Below are 17,449 nucleotides of genomic sequence, written 5' to 3' on the forward strand. Positions count from 1 at the left end.
TATTTTGTCTGAGTGCTTCCTGCATAAATGGAATATTGCAGGCTCTGTGCCATGTCTGGGATTTACCGGTTTGTCGGGGCGTTTTCCGTGTTAAGAGACGTGATTGGTGTACCGGGGCAGGCAGTGTGTTGAATGGGTGTTGCTGGGGCAACACCACTGGATTCAGGTCATGAGCTTATGCACAAATAGAATTTATAAAGGTGTTTGTAAGAGCGTTAGGGTCTATATAAATAACGCCCATGGAGCCTCCGATGAACCTGTCCCGATTCGTGCGCAGTCTGTTGACCAGTGCACTGTTTGCCGCCCCGATCACCTACGCCGCCGACCCCGTGGTCCTGCATGTCGGCGATCAGAATTACTACAACGTGCGCGCTTCGGTGGAGGCCTCGGGTGCGTTGGAGGGCGCGCCCTATACCGTCGACTGGAAGCATTTCCAGGCCGCTGCACCACTGGCCGAAGCATTGAACACCGGCGCACTGGACGTGGGGTTTCTCGGGGATTCCGGCTTTCTGTTTCTGGCAGCCAAACAGGCGCCGGTGAAGCTGATCGGTGTGTCGCGGCAGAATCCGGACACCATTGCCTTGCTCGTGCCCAAGGATTCACCGGTCCGCAGCATCGCCGATCTCAAGGGCAAGAAAGTCGCGTATTGGCCCGGCGCCTGGAGCCAGCAATTGACCCTGCGCGCTTTGGAGAAAGCCGATCTGCCGGAAGACTACGTCGAGTTCATCAAACTGATGCCGATAGACGCCTCAGCCGCATTGCCTCAGGGCAGCATCGACGCGTTCCCGGTGTGGGAACCGTACATTTCCCAGCAGATTCTGTTTTCCGGCGCGCGCCCGATTCTCACTGCTAAAAACCTGATGCCTGGCCTCAGCGCCATCGCCGCCTCGACACCGGCCATCGACAGCAAGCGCGAAGCCATCGCCGATTTCCTGGTGCGCCTGAAAAAAGCCCGTGCCTGGGTCGACAGCCATACCGACGAATACGCCGACCTGTGGGCGAAGAAAGCCAATCTCGATCAGAACGTGTCGCGCCATTGGTTGCGTCAGGCCCACATGACCGTCGGCCCGGTGGATCAGCAAGCGGCGGCGGATTTGCAGAGCACCGCGGACTTCTTGTTCAAGGTCAAGGCACTGCCGACGGCGCTGGCGACCGCGCCGATCATCGACCACTCGTTCCAGCAGGCCTTGGCGCAGTAAGCGAGGAGGGCGGGCAGCGGAACCAAACACTGTGTACCCTGATCCAACCCCGGCCCGCGAAACTGGCGGGCCGGCGAAGGATGAACGGGCGAAGGACTTTTGCCATTTGATGAGTTGACCGTCACGGTCTGATCCAAGGCAAAACATGAAGCAGCTGTACACACTATTCAGCGCAATGGCCATCGCCGTCGGGCTCGCAGGCTGTATTGCTGCCCCCATCCAACTGACCCCACAGACGGAACAACGCCTGCAGGCCCAGGCACCGATTCGTTTTCTGTTGACCTACGACGATGGCCCCAGCGCTTCGAGCTTCTGGAACCCCACCGCGACCGTGCTCGACAGCCTGAAGGACAATCCTCTACAGCCAAACATCAAAGCGGTGTTTTTCGTGCAGACCGGCGCGCCACGGGCCGGCGACAGTGACATCGGGCGCCAGCTCATGCATCGCGAACAGGAAGAAGGACAGGTGCTGGGGTTTCACACCGCCACCCACTGGCACACCAATCACCGCTCGCTGAGCCCGCAAGAACTGGAACAGGCGCTGAGCAAAGGCAGTGCAGACATAGCAGCCATCACCGGTAAGCCGCCGACCCTGGTACGTCCGCCATTCTGGAACTATGACAAACGCGTCTTCGCCGCCTATCAGCAGCACGGCATGCATGTATTGCTGACCGATTTGAGCGCCAATGACGGCAAAATCTGGGGCTTTAACGCCAGCCCCCGGCGACGCTCGCATATGCTGCGTTCAATGTCTGAAGTGCGTGAGCGCATTGCGCAGGGTGAGTTGCCGACCGTGGATGGGGTGATTCCGGTGGTGGTGACCTTCCACGACCTCAATCGCTACACCGCCCGGCACACCCGGGAATACCTGCAAATCCTGATCGACAGCGCCAAGGCCACCGGCGTGCCACTGGCGCAGAAGCCGTTTTACGACGATCACGACGCGGTGCTGCAAGCGGCGATGGCGCGCACCGTCAAGGACAGTTCGCAGGCAGTAGAACTGCCGGGTTTCTGGAACTGGTTCTGGGACAGGAACTCCCATTAAAACCTGGCCTGCGGTTGCAGCTCCTCGATCACCTTCAAACAATGATTCAACCCCGGTGAAACATCGCCCACCCGCCGACTGAGAATGATCGGCGAGGTGGCGTTGTCTTCCAGCAACGGGGTGAAGCCAATGTCGTCGCGGTGCAGCAGCTGCACCGAGGCTGGCACCAGCGTCACGCCGATCCCGGCGCCCACCAGACCGATTGCCGTTTGCAGTTCGTTGGTCCATTGCGCCACGTGAATGCTCACGCCATAGGACTCGAACAGCGCGATGACATGGTCCGCATAGCTGGGGCGCGGATTGCCCGGGTACAGCACAAAGGGTTCTTTGGACAGTTGGCGCAGGCTGACCGGCCCGGACAGCAGGGGATGGCCGGCGGGCAGGGCGGCGACCAAGCGGTCTTCGGTGAGCACCGTTTGAATGATCGCCGGGTCGTCGATGCGAATTCGCCCGAAACCAATATCAATTCGCCCGGCCTTGAGCGCTTGCACTTGTTGCAGCGTGGTCATTTCCGACAGCCCCAACTCAAGCTCCAGTGGTTCGCCGCTGCGCAGTCGGCGGATCAGTTCCGGCAGCACACCGTAGAGGGTCGAAGGCGCGAAGCCGATGCCCAGCCAGGTCTTTTCTCCCTGGCCGATCCGCCGCGTGTTGTCGCAGACCTTGTTCAGCTGTTCGAGCAGGGCGGTGGAGTGTTCATGGAAAAACCGCCCGGCCTCCGTCAGCTTCAGCGGGCGCCCACGCTCCAGCAGCAACACGCCCAGCTCGTCTTCCAGTTGCTGGATCTGCCGGCTCAGGGGCGGTTGGGCGATGTGCAGCAGTTCGGCGGCACGGGTGAAATTAAGGGTTTGAGCCAACACCTGAAAATACCGCAGGTGACGCAGTTCCATGGGGCCTCCGAACATCAGTCGTTTGCATACCTTAAAGGTATCAAGTCAGACCAATTCTATATTGGCATCGCGAAAAAAGCCGTACGAGAATCGGTTCCAGAACTTTAAGAACCTGACGGGTATCGACATGCGTGCAACAGCCATTGAATCCATCGAGACGATCATCGTCGATCTGCCGACCATCCGCCCGCACAAGCTGGCGATGCACACCATGCAGAATCAGACCTTGGTGATCATCCGTGTGCGCTGCGCCGATGGCATTGAAGGGATCGGTGAGTCCACCACCATCGGTGGCCTGGCCTATGGCAACGAAAGCCCGGACAGCATCAAGACCAACATCGACACACACTTCGCGCCGCTGCTGATCGGCCAGGACAGCGGCAATGTGAATGCCGCCATGTTGCGTCTGGAACGCAGCATTCGGGGCAATACCTTTGCCAAATCCGGGATCGAAACCGCGTTGCTCGATGCCCAGGGCAAGCGCCTCGGCCTGCCGGTCAGCGAATTGCTGGGCGGGCGTGTTCGTGATGCCTTGCCGGTGGCCTGGACCCTGGCCAGCGGCGACACCGACAAAGACATCGCCGAAGCGGAAAAAATGCTCGACCTGCGCCGCCATCGGATCTTCAAGCTGAAAATCGGTGCCGGTGAAGTCAACCGCGACCTGGCCCACGTCATTGCGATCAAAAAAGCCCTGGGCGACCGCGCCAGCGTGCGGGTCGATGTCAATCAGGCCTGGGATGAAGCGGTCGCGTTGCGCGCTTGCCGGATCCTCGGCACCAACGGCATCGACTTGATCGAACAGCCAATATCGCGCAACAACCGTGCCGGCATGGCGCGTCTGAATGCGATGAGCCCGGCGCCGATCATGGCCGACGAGTCCATCGAATGCGTGGAAGACGCCTTCAATCTGGCGCGCGAAGGCGCTGCGTCGGTGTTTGCCTTGAAGATCGCCAAGAACGGCGGCCCACGCGCCGTGCTGCGTACTGCCGCGATTGCCGAAGCAGCCGGCATCGCCCTGTACGGCGGCACCATGCTGGAAGGCGGCCTCGGCACCATGGCCTCGGCCCATGCCTTTATCACCCTGAACAAACTGGCTTGGGACACCGAACTGTTCGGCCCCTTGCTGCTGACCGAAGATATTCTCAGCGAGCCGCTGGTTTATCGCGATTTCGAGCTGCATGTCCCACAAACACCGGGCCTGGGCCTGACCCTGGACGAAGAACGCCTGGCGTTTTTCCGTCGCGACAAAACATCCACTTCCGTTCATCAAGCCTGAGGAGAGATCATGCTGTTCCACGTAAAAATGACCGTGAACCTGCCGGTCGACATGAACCCGGAAACCGCAGCCAAACTCAAGGCTGACGAGAAAGCCCTGGCCCACCGCCTGCAAGAGCAAGGCAAGTGGCGTCACCTGTGGCGCATCGCCGGGCACTATGCCAATTACAGCGTATTCGACGTCGACAGCGTTCAAGAACTGCACGACCTGTTGATGCAACTGCCGCTGTTTCCGTACATGGCGATCGAGATCGACGCGATGTGCCGGCACCCGTCTTCCATCCGCGAGGATGACCGCTGAACCCAGCCTGTTCAGTTCGCCAAGCAAATAATTACAAGATGAGGAACCCAACAAAATGAACGTCAAGATCTCCCACACTGCCCAAGTCCAGAAGTTTCTCGAAGAGGCCAGCGGCCTGCACAACGATGCCGGTAATCCGCGAGCCAAGGCCCTGATCTACCGCATCCTGCGTGATTCGGTAAACATCATCGAAGACCTCGCCGTGACCCCGGAAGAGTTCTGGAAAGCCGTTAACTACCTCAACGTACTGGGCGCGCGTCAGGAGGCCGGGCTGATCGTCGCCGGGCTCGGTCTGGAGCATTACCTCGACCTGCTGATGGACGCCGAAGACGAGCAGGCCGGCAAATCCGGCGGCACGCCACGCACCATCGAAGGCCCGTTGTACGTGGCCGGTGCGCCGTTGTCCGAAGGCGAAGCGCGTCTCGATGATGGTCTCGATCCGGGTGTGACGCTGTTCATGCAGGGGCGCGTGTTCAACACCGCCGGCGAACCGCTGGTCGGTGCCGTGGTGGACGTCTGGCACGCCAACACCGGCGGTACGTACTCGTACTTCGATACCACGCAATCGGAATTCAACCTGCGTCGCCGGATCGTGACCGATGCTGAAGGTCGCTACCGTTTCCGCAGCATCGTGCCGTCGGGTTACGGCTGCCCACCGGATGGTCCGACTCAGCAACTGCTCGATCAACTGGGCCGTCACGGCCAGCGTCCGGCGCACGTGCACTTCTTCATCTCGGCACCGGATCATCGCCATCTGACCACCCAGATCAACCTCGATGGCGAAAAATACCTGCACGACGATTTCGCCTACGCCACCCGTGATGAACTGATCGCCAAAATCACCTTCAGCGACGATCAGCAACGCGCAGCGGCACATGGTGTCAGCGGCCGGTTTGCCGAAATCGAATTTGATTTCACCTTGCAGTCCACGGCGCAACCAGAAGAACAGCAACGTCACGAACGGGTTCGTGCGCTGGAGGACTGATCACCTCTAGCAACGAACCGGGCTGCGAGATAACTGACCGTTTATCTCGTGGCCTTTTGTGTTTGGGCCAGGGCACTAGAATGGCCCAACCGCCGATAACAACAATGAGAGTGACCTGATTATGCACGCGCAACTGTTGAGTGAGCGCAGCAGAGTATTCGACCATGCCGACCCTTATGCGGTATCGGGTTACGTCAATCAGCATGTTGGCAACCATTGCATCCTGATGCCCAAGGCCGGTCGACCGCTGGCCAGCCTCGATCATCGCAAATTCGCCAGCCTGGACCTGTGCCGCATCAGCTACGGCGCCAGCGTGCGCGTGACGTCGGGCGCGCTCGACAGCATCTATCACCTGCAAGTGCTGCTGCGGGGCAACTGCCTGGCGCGTGGGCGCGGGCAGGAGCATTACTTCGCACCGGGTGAGTTACTGCTGATCAACCCCGATGAACCGGTCGATCTGACCTATTCCGACGATTGCGAAAAATTCATCCTGAAAGTCCCCACACGTTTGTTTGAGTCGGTATGTGATGAACAGCGCTGGCAGTACCCGGGGCAGGGCGTGCGGTTCCTGGAGAACCGTTACCAGCTCGATGAGCTGGAAGGTTTCGTCAGCCTGCTGGCGATGATTTGCCAGGAAGCCGAGGCCACCGAGCAGATCCCGCGTGTGCAGGAACACTACGCCCAGATCATCGTCAGCAAGATGCTCAGCCTGATGAAAACCAACGTTATCCGGAGCAGCCTGAACTCGCCCACGTTTGAGGTGATTGCCGATTACATCGCACACCACCTCAAGCACGACATCGACAGCGAAGAACTGGCACGTCAGGCGCGAATGAGCCTGCGTTCGTTGTACGGGCTGTTTGAGCGCAACGCGGGAACTTCCCCGCAAAACTATATCCGCCAGAAGAAGCTGGAGCGCATCAACCAGTGCCTGAGCGACCCGACGTGCAACGTGCGCAACGTCACGGAAGTGGCCATGGATCATGGCTTCCTGCACCTGGGCCGGTTCTCCGACAGCTACCGCAAACAATTCGGCGAGCTGCCTTCCGATACCCTCAAACGCCGCCACTGACCCGCCAAATATCCCTGTAGCAGCTGCCGAGCAGCGCGAGGCTGTATGTAGCAGCTGTCGAGCCTGCGAGGCTGCGTTCGAGTGCGAAGCGCTCGCCAAGGAACAATGCGCTCTACCGAAACACTATGCGAACCCATTTGCGAGTGCTGCGCCCTCGAACGCAGCCTCGCGGGCTCGGCAGCTGCTACAGGGTTGCGTTGCACCTGACTGCTGCAGTAAACGGATACAGGTTTGCACCCAGCGGATAGTCCGCCTTATCCCCCCGTCTTAGCATGGCCCTGCCTGAATAAAAACAATGGAGGCGGCGGCCATGTCCCTGCGACCCGAATACCTTCACTCCCTGCTTGAAGATGACAAAGAAACCGGCATCTATCGCTGCAAGCGGGAGATGTTTACCGATCCACGGTTGTTCGATCTGGAAATGAAACACCTCTTCGAAGGCAACTGGCTGTATCTGGCTCACGAAAGCCAGATTCCCAACGTCAACGATTTCTACACCACCACCATGGGGCGCCAGTCGATCTTCATCGCGCGCAACAAGGACGGTGTGCTCAATGCGTTCATCAACGCCTGCAGCCATCGCGGCGCGACGCTGTGCCGGCACAAGACCGGCAACAAAAGCTCCTACACCTGCCCGTTCCACGGTTGGACCTTCAACAACTCCGGCAAACTGCTCAAGGTCAAGGATCCGGCAGCGGCCGGCTACCCGGCGAGCTTCAATTGCGAAGGCTCACACGACCTGACCAAAGTCGCGCGGTTCGAGTCCTATCGCGGCTTCCTGTTTGGCAGCCTCAAGGCCGATGTGGTGCCTTTGGTTGAACACCTCGGCGAGTCCGCCAAGATCATCGACATGATCGTCGACCAGTCCGCTGATGGCCTGGAAGTGCTGCGCGGGTCTTCGAGCTACATCTACGAAGGCAACTGGAAACTCACCGCCGAAAACGGCGCCGACGGCTACCACGTCAGCTCGGTGCACTGGAACTACGCGGCGACGCAAAACCAGCGCAAACAACGCGAGGCCGGTGACTGTAATCCGACCATGAGCGCCGGCACTTGGGCCAAGCAGGGCGGTGGTTTCTATTCCTTCGACAAGGGCCACATGTTGCTGTGGACGCGCTGGTCCAACCCCGAGGACCGTCCCCTGTACGAGCGTCGCGACGAATTGGCCCGAGACTTTGGCCAGGCCCGCGCCGACTGGATGATCGAGAACTCGCGAAACCTGTGCCTGTACCCGAACGTGTACCTGATGGATCAGTTCAGCTCGCAGATCCGCATCGCCCGGCCGATCTCGGTCAACCGCACGGAAATCACCATTTACTGCATCGCCCCCAAAGGCGAAAGCGATCACGCCCGTTCCAGCCGGATTCGCCAGTACGAGGATTTTTTCAACGTCAGCGGCATGGCCACCCCGGACGATCTGGAAGAGTTTCGCTCGTGCCAGACCAGCTATCAGGGCAGCGTCACCACTTGGAATGACATGTCCCGCGGGGCCGAACACTGGGTCGAGGGCGCCGATGAGGCGGCTAAGGAAATCGACCTGCATCCGCTGCTCAGTGGCGTGCGTACCGAAGACGAAGGCCTGTTCGTGCTGCAACACAAGTATTGGCAGCAAGCGATGCTCAAGGCGTTGGCCGCGGAACAGCCCGAATTGATTGCCGTGGAGGCCGTGCAATGACCATCACCTATGAAGCCGTGCGCGATTTTCTGTATCGCGAAGCACGCTACCTCGATGACAAGCAATGGGACGAGTGGCTGGAGCTGTATGCGGTCGACGCCTCGTTCTGGATGCCGTCCTGGGACGATAACGACGAGTTGACCGAAGACCCGCAGCGGGAAATCTCGCTGATCTGGTACGGCAACCGCACCGGCCTGGAAGACCGCATCTTTCGCATCAAGACCGAGCGCTCCAGCGCGAGCATTCCGGACACTCGGACGTCGCACAACCTCAGCAACATCGAGCTGCTCGAACAGGCGGACGGTCTGTGCAAGGTGCGCTTCAACTGGCACACCTTGAGCTTTCGCTACAAGACCGTCGACAGCTATTTCGGCAGCAGTTTCTACACCCTCGATGTGCGCGGCGAAAACCCGCTGATCAAGGCCAAGAAAGTGATCCTGAAGAACGATTACGTTCGCCAGGTCATCGATGTCTACCACTTGTGAGGCGGCGGTCATGACGCATTCCATTGCATTCAATTTTGAAGACGGTGTCACCCGGTTCATCGACGCCAATGCCGGCGAAACCGTGGCTGATGCCGCCTACCGTCAGGGCATCAACATCCCGCTGGATTGCCGCGACGGCGCGTGCGGCACCTGCAAATGCTTTGCCGAGGCCGGTCGTTATGACTTGGGTGAGGAGTACATCGAAGACGCGCTCAGCGCCGAAGAAGCCGAGCTGGGTTTTGTCCTGACTTGCCAGATGCGCGCCCAGAGCGATTGCGTGGTGCGGGTGCCGGCGTCCTCGGATGTTTGCCGCACCCGGCAGGCCAGTTATGAGGCGACGATCAGCGCTGTGCGGCAGTTGTCTGACAGCACCATCGCGTTGTCGATCAAGGGCGAAGCGCTGAGCACCCTGGCATTCCTGCCGGGGCAATACGTCAACCTCGGGATTCCCGGCAGCGAGCAGACCCGCGCCTATTCGTTCAGCTCGTTGCAGCGCGACGGCGAGGTCAGTTTCCTGATCCGCAACGTGCCTGGCGGCTTGATGAGCAGCTTCCTGACCGGCATGGCGAAAGCAGGCGACTGCATGAGCCTGGCCGGGCCGTTGGGCAGTTTCTATCTGCGCGACATTCGTCGTCCGTTGTTGCTGCTGGCGGGTGGTACGGGCCTGGCGCCGTTCACGGCGATGCTGGAAAAAATCGCCGAGCAGGGCAGCGAACATCCGTTGCATTTGATCTACGGCGTGACCAACGATTTCGACCTGGTGGAGCTCGATCGGCTCGAAGCCTTCGCCGCACGCATCCCGAGTTTCAGCTTCAGTGCCTGCGTGGCCAGCCCCGACAGTCAGCACCCGCTCAAGGGTTACGTGACTCAACACATCGAGCCCCGGCATTTGAACGAGGGCGACGTCGACGTCTACCTGTGCGGCCCGCCGCCGATGGTCGAGGCGGTCAGTCAGTTCATTCGCGAGCAAGGCGTCAAGCCTGCGAATTTTTACTACGAAAAATTTGCCGCCAGCGCGGCATAAGTATTTTCAGCAGTGATGCACTCATGTAGCAGCTGGCGAAGCCTGCGTTCGGCTGCGCAGCAGTCGTAAAACATGCGCTCGGGATCGGCCTGACACACCGAGGTGGGTGAATTGACGACGGCTTCGCCGCCGAACGCAGGCTTCGCCAGCTGCTACAGATCGCGTGTATCGCGACAACAATTTTCGTCATGAGGTACACATGAACAGATTCCACGAAAAAGTCGCGCTGATTACCGGGGCGGCGCAAGGCATCGGGCGGCGGGTGGCCGAACGCATGGCTGCTGAAGGTGCGCGGTTGATTCTGGTCGACCGCTCCGAACATGTGTTCGAAGTGCAGCAACAATTGGGTCAAAGCAACCAGGTGCTGGCCCTGACCGCTGATCTTGAGCAATATGACGAATGCAGCCGGGTGATGCGCGCCGCCGTCGAGCATTTCGGGCGCCTCGACGTATTGATCAACAACGTCGGCGGCACGATCTGGGCCAAACCGTTTGAGCACTATGAAGCGCAGCAGATCGAAGCCGAAGTCCGCCGTTCGCTGTTCCCCACGTTATGGTGCTGTCATGCGGCGCTGCCGATCATGCTGGAGCAGGGCAGTGGCGCCATCGTTAACGTTTCGTCCATCGCCACGCGCAGTATCAATCGCGTGCCCTATGGCGCGGCGAAAGGCGGCGTGAATGCCCTGACGGCGTGCCTGGCTTTTGAAACCGCCGGTCGCGGCGTCCGGGTCAATGCGACTGCACCCGGCGGTACCGAGGCGCCGCCTCGGGTCATCGCACGCAACGATGCCGAGCAAAGCGCGGAAGAAAAGGTCTGGTATCAGCAGATCGTCGAGCAGACGCTTGAGAGCAGTTTGATGAAGCGCTACGGCACCCTTGATGAACAGGCTGGCGCCATTCTGTTTCTGGCCAGCGACGAAGCCTCGTACATCACTGGCATGATCATGCCGGTCGGCGGTGGTGATCAGGGCTGACGCTCACTGACAGCAAGCCATTGCCGCCGCAGCCTACAGGCGACGCAGAAACGCTTTGATGATTTGGCGTGTGGCGTCGCTCGTGCTCAGGTTGTCGACGGTCTCCAGGGGATGCCAGATACAATCGATGATTTCATTCAAGGGGCGGGCCAGATCAAGGTTCGGCGCCCACGCTTCGTAGACGTGGTGGCGGGTGCCGCCCGATTCCAGTTCCATGAGGTACAGCAGGCTGTCGGCACCAAGGCCGGTTTCTTCCTGAAGCTCACGTCGCGCCGCGCCTGCGGTAGTTTCACCGGCCTCGACTGTTCCACCCGGCAAACTCCAGCGGCACCTGGGTTTTCGCACCAGGAGAACATGTCGATCCAGCTCGCAAATGACTGTTGCACGTACTTTCATTCGTCACCTGACTGACGGAAGTCATAAAAAAACATCGATCTGCAATATTCGGGCCGTGAATTCTGCTTCACGGGTTAGAAGAGTACTCTCGTCGAAAAGTGCAATTGAATCCTGACGCGACGTCTGGTCGGTACGTGGGCGAGGGTCGGGTGTAAGGTAATCAGGCCGTCGTCGATATCACTGCCAAACAGGAGGTCACCATGAGCGTTCCGATGTTGAATAAAATGCACATGAACGGTTATGACGTGCTGAGCGTAAACAACGGTCCCTGGCGGGTATGCACCCAAGGTGATCGGTTGGGGGATTTCAGCAGCAGAGAAGAAGCATTGGCCTATGCCGCATCACTTCCCGCCTATCGAGCCAGGACGGTCCGCCCGTCAAGCCAGAAATCAGCATGACAGCACGTGTGAAGCCCCGGATACCGGGGCTTCTTGTTTGGACGCCTGCAATAAGCATGTGTACGGCGAGCGGGTTCAGCAGGGCAGGACGGTCAGTCGCTTCCTCCTGTCAGTGAGCTTTCGTTCGACTGATCACCTTGGCTTTCACTTCTTCGGCATAGCCCGCCAGTCGTCCTTCATCGCCTTGAAACAACTCACACAACCTGAGTACGGCTTGCGCATCCACCTCATTGCCTGCCTGGCGTAGCTGCTCTGAAATGCGCAGCAATTCGACTGCCGACCATCTCAAGTCCGACGCGACGCTTTGCAGGTCGCGGCGAAGTTCGTTTTCATCTTCGTTAAGCCACATGATGACCTCCCGCCATTTCTCGCAATGAAAAAGTAGTTCTATTGGGTATGACACACCGTTTGCTCGTCTGATCCCTGAGCGATGAAGGGTGCTTCCGTTGGTCGGGAAGTTGAGTGCGAGTGACACCGCCGGATGTCGTACGAAGGTCAACCCATATCGCGACGCCGAGGCCCTAAATGAGCAAGACCGATGATTTCAGATTGCATGCCCATGAGCTGATCGTTGATCTGGATGCCGCCACTTCGGAGATGATGAAGCTGATTTCAGCTCATCAACTCAGTGGCACGGAGTGGGAGCGGGTCACGCAATGGCAACATGAAGCGTATGAACGGTGGATGGACTATCTGAACAAAAGAACCTATCCCGACCCTCCTGAAAACAATGCTTCACACTGAGTGGTGTTCAATAGATGGATGTCCGGACGGCGACGCGGTACATTCCGTTTTTTTTCGGGATGAAGGTGCGTCATGCGGATGTTGATTGGGGGAGTAACGCTGGCAATGCTGGCGGGTTGTTCGTTGCCGGCGTCTGTAGTGCCGGGTGAGCCCAACGTCAGCAAATACAGCGATAAACCGCCGAAAGAGCTGGCCGCGTGCATTTTGCCAGCGTGGCAGCAAGAAATACCGAAGACGACTCAGGCGGGTATTTCCAATGGCTACCGGATCACGGCACCGAGCATCATCACGGCAGATGAAATTCTGGACATCGTCAAATACAAGGACGGCAGCCGGGTTTCGCTGTATCAGGGGCCGCCATGGGCCAAGTCCGACGCGATGCGCAAGGCAGTCAAGGCGTGTTTGTAAGTTGCCAAGGGTTTGCTTCGCAATGCAGGCAGGGCAGGTGACAGTTAATTGGTGACCAGCAGTTCCGGGCCCAGGTAGTCGTTGATATGGGCGATATCATCGTCGCCCAGACTGCCCACCGAAGAAGCCAGGCGCAGGTGCGACATCAAATAGCGCAACTTGGCCTCGAACAGATCGTGGCGTGCAACGAAGAGCAATTCTTCGGCATTGAGCACGTCCACATTGGTGCTGGTGCCCCCCTCTTTGAAACCCTTGCGTGTCGAAATCAGTGAGCGTTCGTTGGACTCTACGGCTCTCTCCAGCGCGTGAATACGTTTGGCGCCACTCTGTATGCCACGAAACTCACGGGTGGTTCCCGAGATGACTTCCAGCCGCGTGGCGTCGAGTTCGTCCAGGGCCTTATCACTATTGGCACTGGCCTGGCGTGTCAGCGCGCTGACGCCGCCACCGCTGAACAGCGGGAAATTGACTTCCAGCCCGATTGAGCCGTAGTGGTTGCGTTGGTTCAATTCGGAGAGTGATTGACTCTGGCCAGCGGTGTAGCCGGCAATGAAATCCAGAGTCGGCCAGTGGCCAGCGCTGGCGCGCTTCACTTCTTCTTCGGCGAGGTCGCGGCTGTAACGGCGCGCGAGGATCAGCGGGCTATCGGTCTGGGCTTTGACCAACCAGTCCTGCAGGTTACTCGGTAGCAGCGGCGGGGTATCGAAGTTGGGACGTAAAGTGGTCAGCGATTCGGGAGTTTCACCGATATATTCCTCAAGTTTGCTGCGCGTGTTGACCAGGTTGTCCTGCGCCTCGATCAGTTCGGCCTCGGCGAGGTCGCGGCGAGCAACCGACTCGTCAATGTCGGTGATAGTGCCGGCCCCCAGCTCCATGCGCCGTTTCGCCGAGGCAAGCTGCTCGTCGAAGGCGCGCAGCTTGGACTTGGCCAAGGCGATGGTTTCGCTGGCCAGGAGCACATCAAAATAGCTTTCAGCCAGGCGCACCGCGGCGTCCTGACTCTTGGCATCGAACACCGCAACGCTGTAGTCGGCACGCTGCTGACCCTGGCGGTACTCGGCCATCTTCTGTTTGTTGAACAGCGGCTGGCGCAGGCGCACGTTAGCGCCCTTGGAGGTGTAGTCGAGATCGTTGTTGACGCCGCTCTGGCGTTGAGAGCCATTGACTTTGTTGTCGTAGGCCGAGGCATTGATCTGCGGCAGCAGGCCGGCCGTGCCGATGGCGCGGTTTTCCGAACCGGCTTCTTTTTCATGCACGGCGGCGCGGTAGATAGGGCCTTGGTACTGCAACAGGTCCCAGGCTTGCTTGAGGTCCATGGCGCTGGCAGGTAAAGCCAGCCCCAGCAGGCAGAGGAACAGGCAATGACGTTCCATTTCATTGTTCCTTGAATGAGCTGTCCACACGGTCGAGCATTGGTTTAAGAAGATAGCTCATCATGTTGCGTTCGCCAGTCTTGATGGTGACGGTCGCGGGCATGCCGGGGCGAATGTGGTTGGTGCCCAGCAGACCCATGCCATCGGGTGTGACTTCGACCTGGGCCAGATAGAACGGTTCCTTGCTTGCCTCGTCGAGCAGGCGGTCAGCGGAGATGGTCTTCACGCGGCCGGGGATGTTCGGCGTCTGGGCATGATTGAAAGCCGGGAAGGCAATGTCTACGTTCAGGCCGGGGATCATCTTGTCGATGGCCTGGACGGGGATCATCGCGTCGACCTGTAGCGGTTCGTTGAGCGGAACGATTTCCATGATCTTGAAGCCAGGCTGGATGATCCCGCCGACGGTGGCAATGCTCAGGGCCTGGACCATGCCATCGATGGGCGAGCGAATCACGGTGTGGGTCACTTCATAGTCCAGCGCGCGCAAGCGGTCGGCCAGGGTGGTGTTTTCCTTGGCGGTGTCGGTCAGTTGCGATTCGACTTCCTTCAGGTAATCGTGCTGGCGCTGCAGGATGCGCAGTTTGATTTCGGTGGTCTGGCTGCGCACACGAGCGATGTTGTTGAGGTTCTCGGCCTGACCGGCGGAGAGGTCGGCATTGCTGCGCTCCAGCTCAAGCAGGCGGTTGCGCGGCACATAACCTTCGGCTGCCAGTACGCGGGTGCCTTGTAGTTCCTGGTTGAGGAAGTTGATTTGCGAGCCGCGGGCGCTATAGACCTGCTGCAGGCCCTTGAGCTGCACCGCCGACGCCGCGAGGTTTTCCTCCAGGATGCTGATTTCTCCAGCGAGACCGGCGCGCCGGGTGTCCAGCAGGCGCTGTTGCAGGTCCATGGCGGCCATCAGGCGGTGGTCACCCCTGAAACGCTTGAGCAACTCGGGATCGAAGTTCACCACATTGCGATTGTCACGTTCCGCTTCCAGACGGTTTTCCACCGTCTTGCTGACGATGTATTGGGCGCTGACCGCACCTTGTTCGGCAACGGCACGCAAGGAGTCGAGACGCACCACTTCCTGACCTTTGGCCACGACATCGCCTTCCTGAACCAGAATCGCCTCCACGGTACCCCCGCTCAGGTGCTGCACGGCTTTGCTTTTGCTGGTGACTTTGACCGTGCCTGTGGCGACCACGCCGGCATCCAGCGGCGCCAGCCAGGACCACAGGAGAAAGCCGCCGAAGCCGGCGATCACCAGCCAGATGCCCCAGCGTGCGGGTTTACTGATGTTCAGATCCACCTCGTTCTTGGGGTCGATATGAATCATCTCGGTGTGTGGGCTCATTTGCATGATCGATCACTCCCGTGATTTGACGGAGGCTAGCGGGGTCGACGTGCCTGCAGGCATTACAGTGGCCTTGCGCAGCGCTGCGAATACTTCGTCGCGCGAGCCGAGCATCTGCACACCGCCGTCGCGCAGCATCAGCACCTGATCGACGGCGCAGAGCACGTTGGGACGATGGGAAATCAGAATGACGGTGGCGCCACGCTCCTTGAGTTTGGCCAGCGCATCGACCAGGGCTTTTTCGCCGACGTCGTCGAGGTTGGCGTTCGGCTCATCCAGCACGATCAGATTGGGTTCGCCATACAGCGCGCGGGCCAAGGCGATGCGTTGCTTCTGTCCACCGGAAAGGGGGCTTCCATCGGTGCTCAGGCGCGTGTCATAACCTTGCGGGAAACGTAGGATCATCTCGTGCACGCCGGTGGCCTTGGCCGCGCGGATGACCGCATCGCTGTCCACTTCGCCGAAGCGCGCAATGTTGTCGGCGATGCTGCCCTCGAACAGTTCGACGTCCTGTGGCAGGTAGCCGAGCCAGGGGCCAAGTTCGCCTTTGTTCCAGGTGAAAATGTCCGCGCCGTCCAGGCGAACCTTGCCGGCCTGCGCCGGCCAGACGCCAACCAGCAGGCGGGCGAGGGTGGATTTGCCCGAAGCGGATGGACCGATAACGCCAAGGCTTTCGCCGGGTACCAAGCTGAAGCTGACGCCGCGCAAAATGGTGTTGTTGGTTCCGGGGGAACCGGCATACACATTCTCCACCGCCAGCATGCCAAGCGGCCGCTGCAGCGACATGCTGGGCGGCCGGCGCGGATATTCGTTCAGCATTTCGTTAAGCCGGCCCCAGGCCGTACGGCAGCCGAGCAGCTGTTTCCATGACCCGATGACTTGTTCCACCGGGCCCAGCGCACGACCGGTGAGGATTGAACAGGCAATCATCATCCCAGGGGTGATCTTGCCTTCGATCGCCAGCAGCGCGCCGGCGCCGAGGATCAGCGACTGCAAAGTGATACGAACGAAGCGTCCAGTGCTGCTGATCATGGCGGCGCGGTCGGAGGCCAGGGTCTGCATTTCCAGAATGCGCAAATGGCTTTGGTACCAGCGCTTGCCGATTGACGGCAGCATGCCCATGGCCTCGATCACCTCGGCATTGCGCAAGTTGTTGTTGGCATAGTTGGCGGAGGAGAGGGCGGCCTGATTGGCTTCGGCCAGCGGTTTCTGCGTCGCCTTTTCGGTGAGCCAGGCCAGACCCACCAGAATCAGCGAGCCGATCAGGGTGAGCAGTCCGAGCAGCGGATGGATCAGATAGGCGATTAACAGGTAGATCGGTGTCCACGGCGCATCGAAGAAAGCGAACAGACTATTGCCGGTGAGAAACTGACGGACCTGCGCGAGATCTTGCAGGGCCTGGGCCGGATTACCTCCGGCGCGGTTCAGGTTGCGCTCGAAGGCAGCGGTGAAGATGCGCCGGTTGAGGTCCATGTCGAGGTTGTTGCCGACCCGGATCAGCATGCGGGTGCGAACCATTTCCAGCGTAGACATCAGCAAGAACAGACCAATCACCAGAACGGTCAACATCGTCAACGTCGTGACGTTTCGACTGACCAGGGCCCGATCATAGACCTGAAGCATGTATACGGCGGGTGTCAACATCATGACGTTGATGACGCCGCTGAACGCTGCCAGCGCGTAAAAACTGTGGCGTAGGCGAAAGAGCGCGTCGGCCAATTCGGAACGGGTGCTCGGCTGCTTGTGCATTTGGATCTCCCCTTCAAAAAGCCGGTTCCTTCCAGCGCAACAGCTCACGGTGATGTTGTTTTGTAGGCCCCTCGTCGATTCGCAGGCTGGTCGCTCTTATGGCGAGTCTTGCGAAATCTCTGCG

At 59.5% G+C, this 17,449-nt stretch carries 19 protein-coding genes; 13 read left to right on the forward strand and 6 right to left on the reverse strand.

Annotated elements, in window-relative coordinates:
* Positions 1-251: 251 nt before the first annotated feature.
* Together J2Y56_RS11080 and J2Y56_RS11085 are read left to right on the forward strand one after the other, a co-directional pair.
* Positions 252-1,199, forward strand: coding sequence for an ABC transporter substrate-binding protein (locus tag J2Y56_RS11080; RefSeq protein ID WP_007944744.1), 948 nt, complete (start codon positions 252-254; stop codon positions 1,197-1,199).
* 145 nt (positions 1,200-1,344) lie between these two features.
* Positions 1,345-2,244, forward strand: coding sequence for a polysaccharide deacetylase family protein (locus tag J2Y56_RS11085; RefSeq protein ID WP_310350114.1), 900 nt, complete (start codon positions 1,345-1,347; stop codon positions 2,242-2,244).
* On the opposite strand, the gene J2Y56_RS11090 is transcribed toward J2Y56_RS11085, so the two are convergent.
* Positions 2,241-3,131: a LysR family transcriptional regulator gene (locus J2Y56_RS11090; protein WP_310350116.1), complete on the reverse strand. Its 891-nt coding sequence runs from the start codon at positions 3,129-3,131 to the stop codon at positions 2,241-2,243. The genes J2Y56_RS11085 and J2Y56_RS11090 overlap by 4 nt on opposite strands.
* A 127-nt stretch (positions 3,132-3,258) precedes the next feature.
* On the opposite strand from J2Y56_RS11090, the gene J2Y56_RS11095 reads away from it, so the two are divergent.
* From J2Y56_RS11095 to J2Y56_RS11130, 8 genes are all read left to right on the forward strand, one after another.
* Positions 3,259-4,407 (forward strand): muconate cycloisomerase family protein, encoded by a 1,149-nt coding sequence (locus tag J2Y56_RS11095; protein WP_007944747.1) that lies wholly within the window; start codon positions 3,259-3,261, stop codon positions 4,405-4,407.
* Positions 4,408-4,416: 9 nt separating this feature from the next.
* A complete protein-coding gene (gene catC, locus J2Y56_RS11100) occupies positions 4,417-4,707 on the forward strand; it encodes a muconolactone Delta-isomerase (RefSeq protein ID WP_007944748.1) in 291 nt (96 codons plus the stop codon).
* Positions 4,708-4,762: 55 nt separating this feature from the next.
* Positions 4,763-5,692, forward strand: a complete 930-nt coding sequence (gene catA / locus J2Y56_RS11105; RefSeq protein WP_310350118.1) for a catechol 1,2-dioxygenase — start codon at positions 4,763-4,765, stop codon at positions 5,690-5,692.
* 118 nt (positions 5,693-5,810) lie between these two features.
* On the forward strand, positions 5,811-6,764 hold the full coding sequence (locus J2Y56_RS11110; protein WP_310350147.1) for an AraC family transcriptional regulator: 954 nt from the start codon (positions 5,811-5,813) through the stop codon (positions 6,762-6,764).
* A 310-nt stretch (positions 6,765-7,074) separates the two neighbouring features.
* Positions 7,075-8,439 (forward strand): benzoate 1,2-dioxygenase large subunit, encoded by a 1,365-nt coding sequence (benA, locus tag J2Y56_RS11115; RefSeq protein ID WP_310350120.1) that lies wholly within the window; start codon positions 7,075-7,077, stop codon positions 8,437-8,439.
* Positions 8,436-8,924 carry a benzoate 1,2-dioxygenase small subunit gene (gene benB, locus J2Y56_RS11120; protein ID WP_007944753.1) on the forward strand — a complete coding sequence of 163 codons (489 nt, stop codon included), beginning with the start codon at positions 8,436-8,438 and terminating at the stop codon, positions 8,922-8,924. The genes benA and benB overlap by 4 nt, the downstream gene beginning before the upstream one ends.
* A gap of 10 nt (positions 8,925-8,934) precedes the next feature.
* Positions 8,935-9,948 (forward strand): benzoate 1,2-dioxygenase electron transfer component BenC, encoded by a 1,014-nt coding sequence (benC, locus tag J2Y56_RS11125; protein ID WP_007944754.1) that lies wholly within the window; start codon positions 8,935-8,937, stop codon positions 9,946-9,948.
* Positions 9,949-10,147: 199 nt separating this feature from the next.
* Positions 10,148-10,921, forward strand: a complete 774-nt coding sequence (locus J2Y56_RS11130; RefSeq protein WP_310350123.1) for a 1,6-dihydroxycyclohexa-2,4-diene-1-carboxylate dehydrogenase — start codon at positions 10,148-10,150, stop codon at positions 10,919-10,921.
* 33 nt (positions 10,922-10,954) lie between these two features.
* Here the strand turns inward: J2Y56_RS11130 and J2Y56_RS11135 are convergent, their stop codons facing one another.
* Entirely contained in the window at positions 10,955-11,317 is a 363-nt protein-coding gene (locus J2Y56_RS11135) for an NUDIX hydrolase (RefSeq protein WP_310338294.1), read from the reverse strand.
* A 200-nt stretch (positions 11,318-11,517) separates the two neighbouring features.
* On the opposite strand from J2Y56_RS11135, the gene J2Y56_RS11140 reads away from it, so the two are divergent.
* Positions 11,518-11,715, forward strand: a complete 198-nt coding sequence (locus J2Y56_RS11140; RefSeq protein ID WP_007948933.1) for an SPOR domain-containing protein — start codon at positions 11,518-11,520, stop codon at positions 11,713-11,715.
* 109 nt (positions 11,716-11,824) lie between these two features.
* On the opposite strand, the gene J2Y56_RS11145 is transcribed toward J2Y56_RS11140, so the two are convergent.
* On the reverse strand, positions 11,825-12,064 hold the full coding sequence (locus tag J2Y56_RS11145) for a hypothetical protein (RefSeq protein ID WP_007948932.1): 240 nt from the start codon (positions 12,062-12,064) through the stop codon (positions 11,825-11,827).
* Between the two features lie 176 nt (positions 12,065-12,240).
* Between J2Y56_RS11145 and J2Y56_RS11150 the strand changes: the two genes are divergently transcribed.
* Both J2Y56_RS11150 and J2Y56_RS11155 read left to right on the forward strand, forming a co-directional pair.
* Positions 12,241-12,459: a hypothetical protein gene (locus J2Y56_RS11150; RefSeq protein ID WP_007948931.1), complete on the forward strand. Its 219-nt coding sequence runs from the start codon at positions 12,241-12,243 to the stop codon at positions 12,457-12,459.
* Positions 12,460-12,531: 72 nt separating this feature from the next.
* A complete protein-coding gene (locus tag J2Y56_RS11155) occupies positions 12,532-12,867 on the forward strand; it encodes a hypothetical protein (protein WP_007948930.1) in 336 nt (111 codons plus the stop codon).
* Positions 12,868-12,911: 44 nt separating this feature from the next.
* On the opposite strand, the gene J2Y56_RS11160 is transcribed toward J2Y56_RS11155, so the two are convergent.
* Genes J2Y56_RS11160 through J2Y56_RS11170 form a run of 3 tightly spaced genes read right to left on the reverse strand, consistent with a single transcriptional unit; the run spans position 12,912 to position 17,325 of the window.
* Positions 12,912-14,240 (reverse strand): TolC family outer membrane protein, encoded by a 1,329-nt coding sequence (locus tag J2Y56_RS11160; RefSeq protein ID WP_310350127.1) that lies wholly within the window; start codon positions 14,238-14,240, stop codon positions 12,912-12,914.
* A 1-nt stretch (position 14,241) separates the two neighbouring features.
* A complete protein-coding gene (locus J2Y56_RS11165; RefSeq protein ID WP_310350129.1) occupies positions 14,242-15,582 on the reverse strand; it encodes an HlyD family type I secretion periplasmic adaptor subunit in 1,341 nt (446 codons plus the stop codon).
* Positions 15,583-15,588: 6 nt separating this feature from the next.
* Positions 15,589-17,325, reverse strand: coding sequence for a type I secretion system permease/ATPase (locus J2Y56_RS11170; RefSeq protein WP_310350130.1), 1,737 nt, complete (start codon positions 17,323-17,325; stop codon positions 15,589-15,591).
* Between the last annotated feature and the right edge of the window lie 124 nt (positions 17,326-17,449).

Origin of the sequence: Pseudomonas sp. BE134 (genome assembly GCF_031456105.1) — a bacterium.
Lineage (GTDB): Bacteria > Pseudomonadota > Gammaproteobacteria > Pseudomonadales > Pseudomonadaceae > Aquipseudomonas.

What these genes read in the sequence shown, in the direction of transcription:
- J2Y56_RS11080 (WP_007944744.1), top strand. Translation starts at nt 252, where the DNA reads ATGAACCTGTCCCGATTCGTGCGCAGTCTGTTGACCAGTGCACTGTTT.
- J2Y56_RS11085 (WP_310350114.1), top strand. Translation starts at nt 1,345, where the DNA reads ATGAAGCAGCTGTACACACTATTCAGCGCAATGGCCATCGCCGTCGGG.
- J2Y56_RS11090 (WP_310350116.1), bottom strand. Translation starts at nt 3,131, where the DNA reads ATGGAACTGCGTCACCTGCGGTATTTTCAGGTGTTGGCTCAAACCCTT.
- J2Y56_RS11095 (WP_007944747.1), top strand. Translation starts at nt 3,259, where the DNA reads ATGCGTGCAACAGCCATTGAATCCATCGAGACGATCATCGTCGATCTG.
- catC (WP_007944748.1), top strand. Translation starts at nt 4,417, where the DNA reads ATGCTGTTCCACGTAAAAATGACCGTGAACCTGCCGGTCGACATGAAC.
- catA (WP_310350118.1), top strand. Translation starts at nt 4,763, where the DNA reads ATGAACGTCAAGATCTCCCACACTGCCCAAGTCCAGAAGTTTCTCGAA.
- benA (WP_310350120.1), top strand. Translation starts at nt 7,075, where the DNA reads ATGTCCCTGCGACCCGAATACCTTCACTCCCTGCTTGAAGATGACAAA.
- benB (WP_007944753.1), top strand. Translation starts at nt 8,436, where the DNA reads ATGACCATCACCTATGAAGCCGTGCGCGATTTTCTGTATCGCGAAGCA.
- benC (WP_007944754.1), top strand. Translation starts at nt 8,935, where the DNA reads ATGACGCATTCCATTGCATTCAATTTTGAAGACGGTGTCACCCGGTTC.
- J2Y56_RS11130 (WP_310350123.1), top strand. Translation starts at nt 10,148, where the DNA reads ATGAACAGATTCCACGAAAAAGTCGCGCTGATTACCGGGGCGGCGCAA.
- J2Y56_RS11135 (WP_310338294.1), bottom strand. Translation starts at nt 11,317, where the DNA reads ATGAAAGTACGTGCAACAGTCATTTGCGAGCTGGATCGACATGTTCTC.
- J2Y56_RS11140 (WP_007948933.1), top strand. Translation starts at nt 11,518, where the DNA reads ATGAGCGTTCCGATGTTGAATAAAATGCACATGAACGGTTATGACGTG.
- J2Y56_RS11145 (WP_007948932.1), bottom strand. Translation starts at nt 12,064, where the DNA reads ATGTGGCTTAACGAAGATGAAAACGAACTTCGCCGCGACCTGCAAAGC.
- J2Y56_RS11150 (WP_007948931.1), top strand. Translation starts at nt 12,241, where the DNA reads ATGAGCAAGACCGATGATTTCAGATTGCATGCCCATGAGCTGATCGTT.
- J2Y56_RS11155 (WP_007948930.1), top strand. Translation starts at nt 12,532, where the DNA reads ATGCGGATGTTGATTGGGGGAGTAACGCTGGCAATGCTGGCGGGTTGT.
- J2Y56_RS11160 (WP_310350127.1), bottom strand. Translation starts at nt 14,240, where the DNA reads ATGGAACGTCATTGCCTGTTCCTCTGCCTGCTGGGGCTGGCTTTACCT.
- J2Y56_RS11165 (WP_310350129.1), bottom strand. Translation starts at nt 15,582, where the DNA reads ATGCAAATGAGCCCACACACCGAGATGATTCATATCGACCCCAAGAAC.
- J2Y56_RS11170 (WP_310350130.1), bottom strand. Translation starts at nt 17,325, where the DNA reads ATGCACAAGCAGCCGAGCACCCGTTCCGAATTGGCCGACGCGCTCTTT.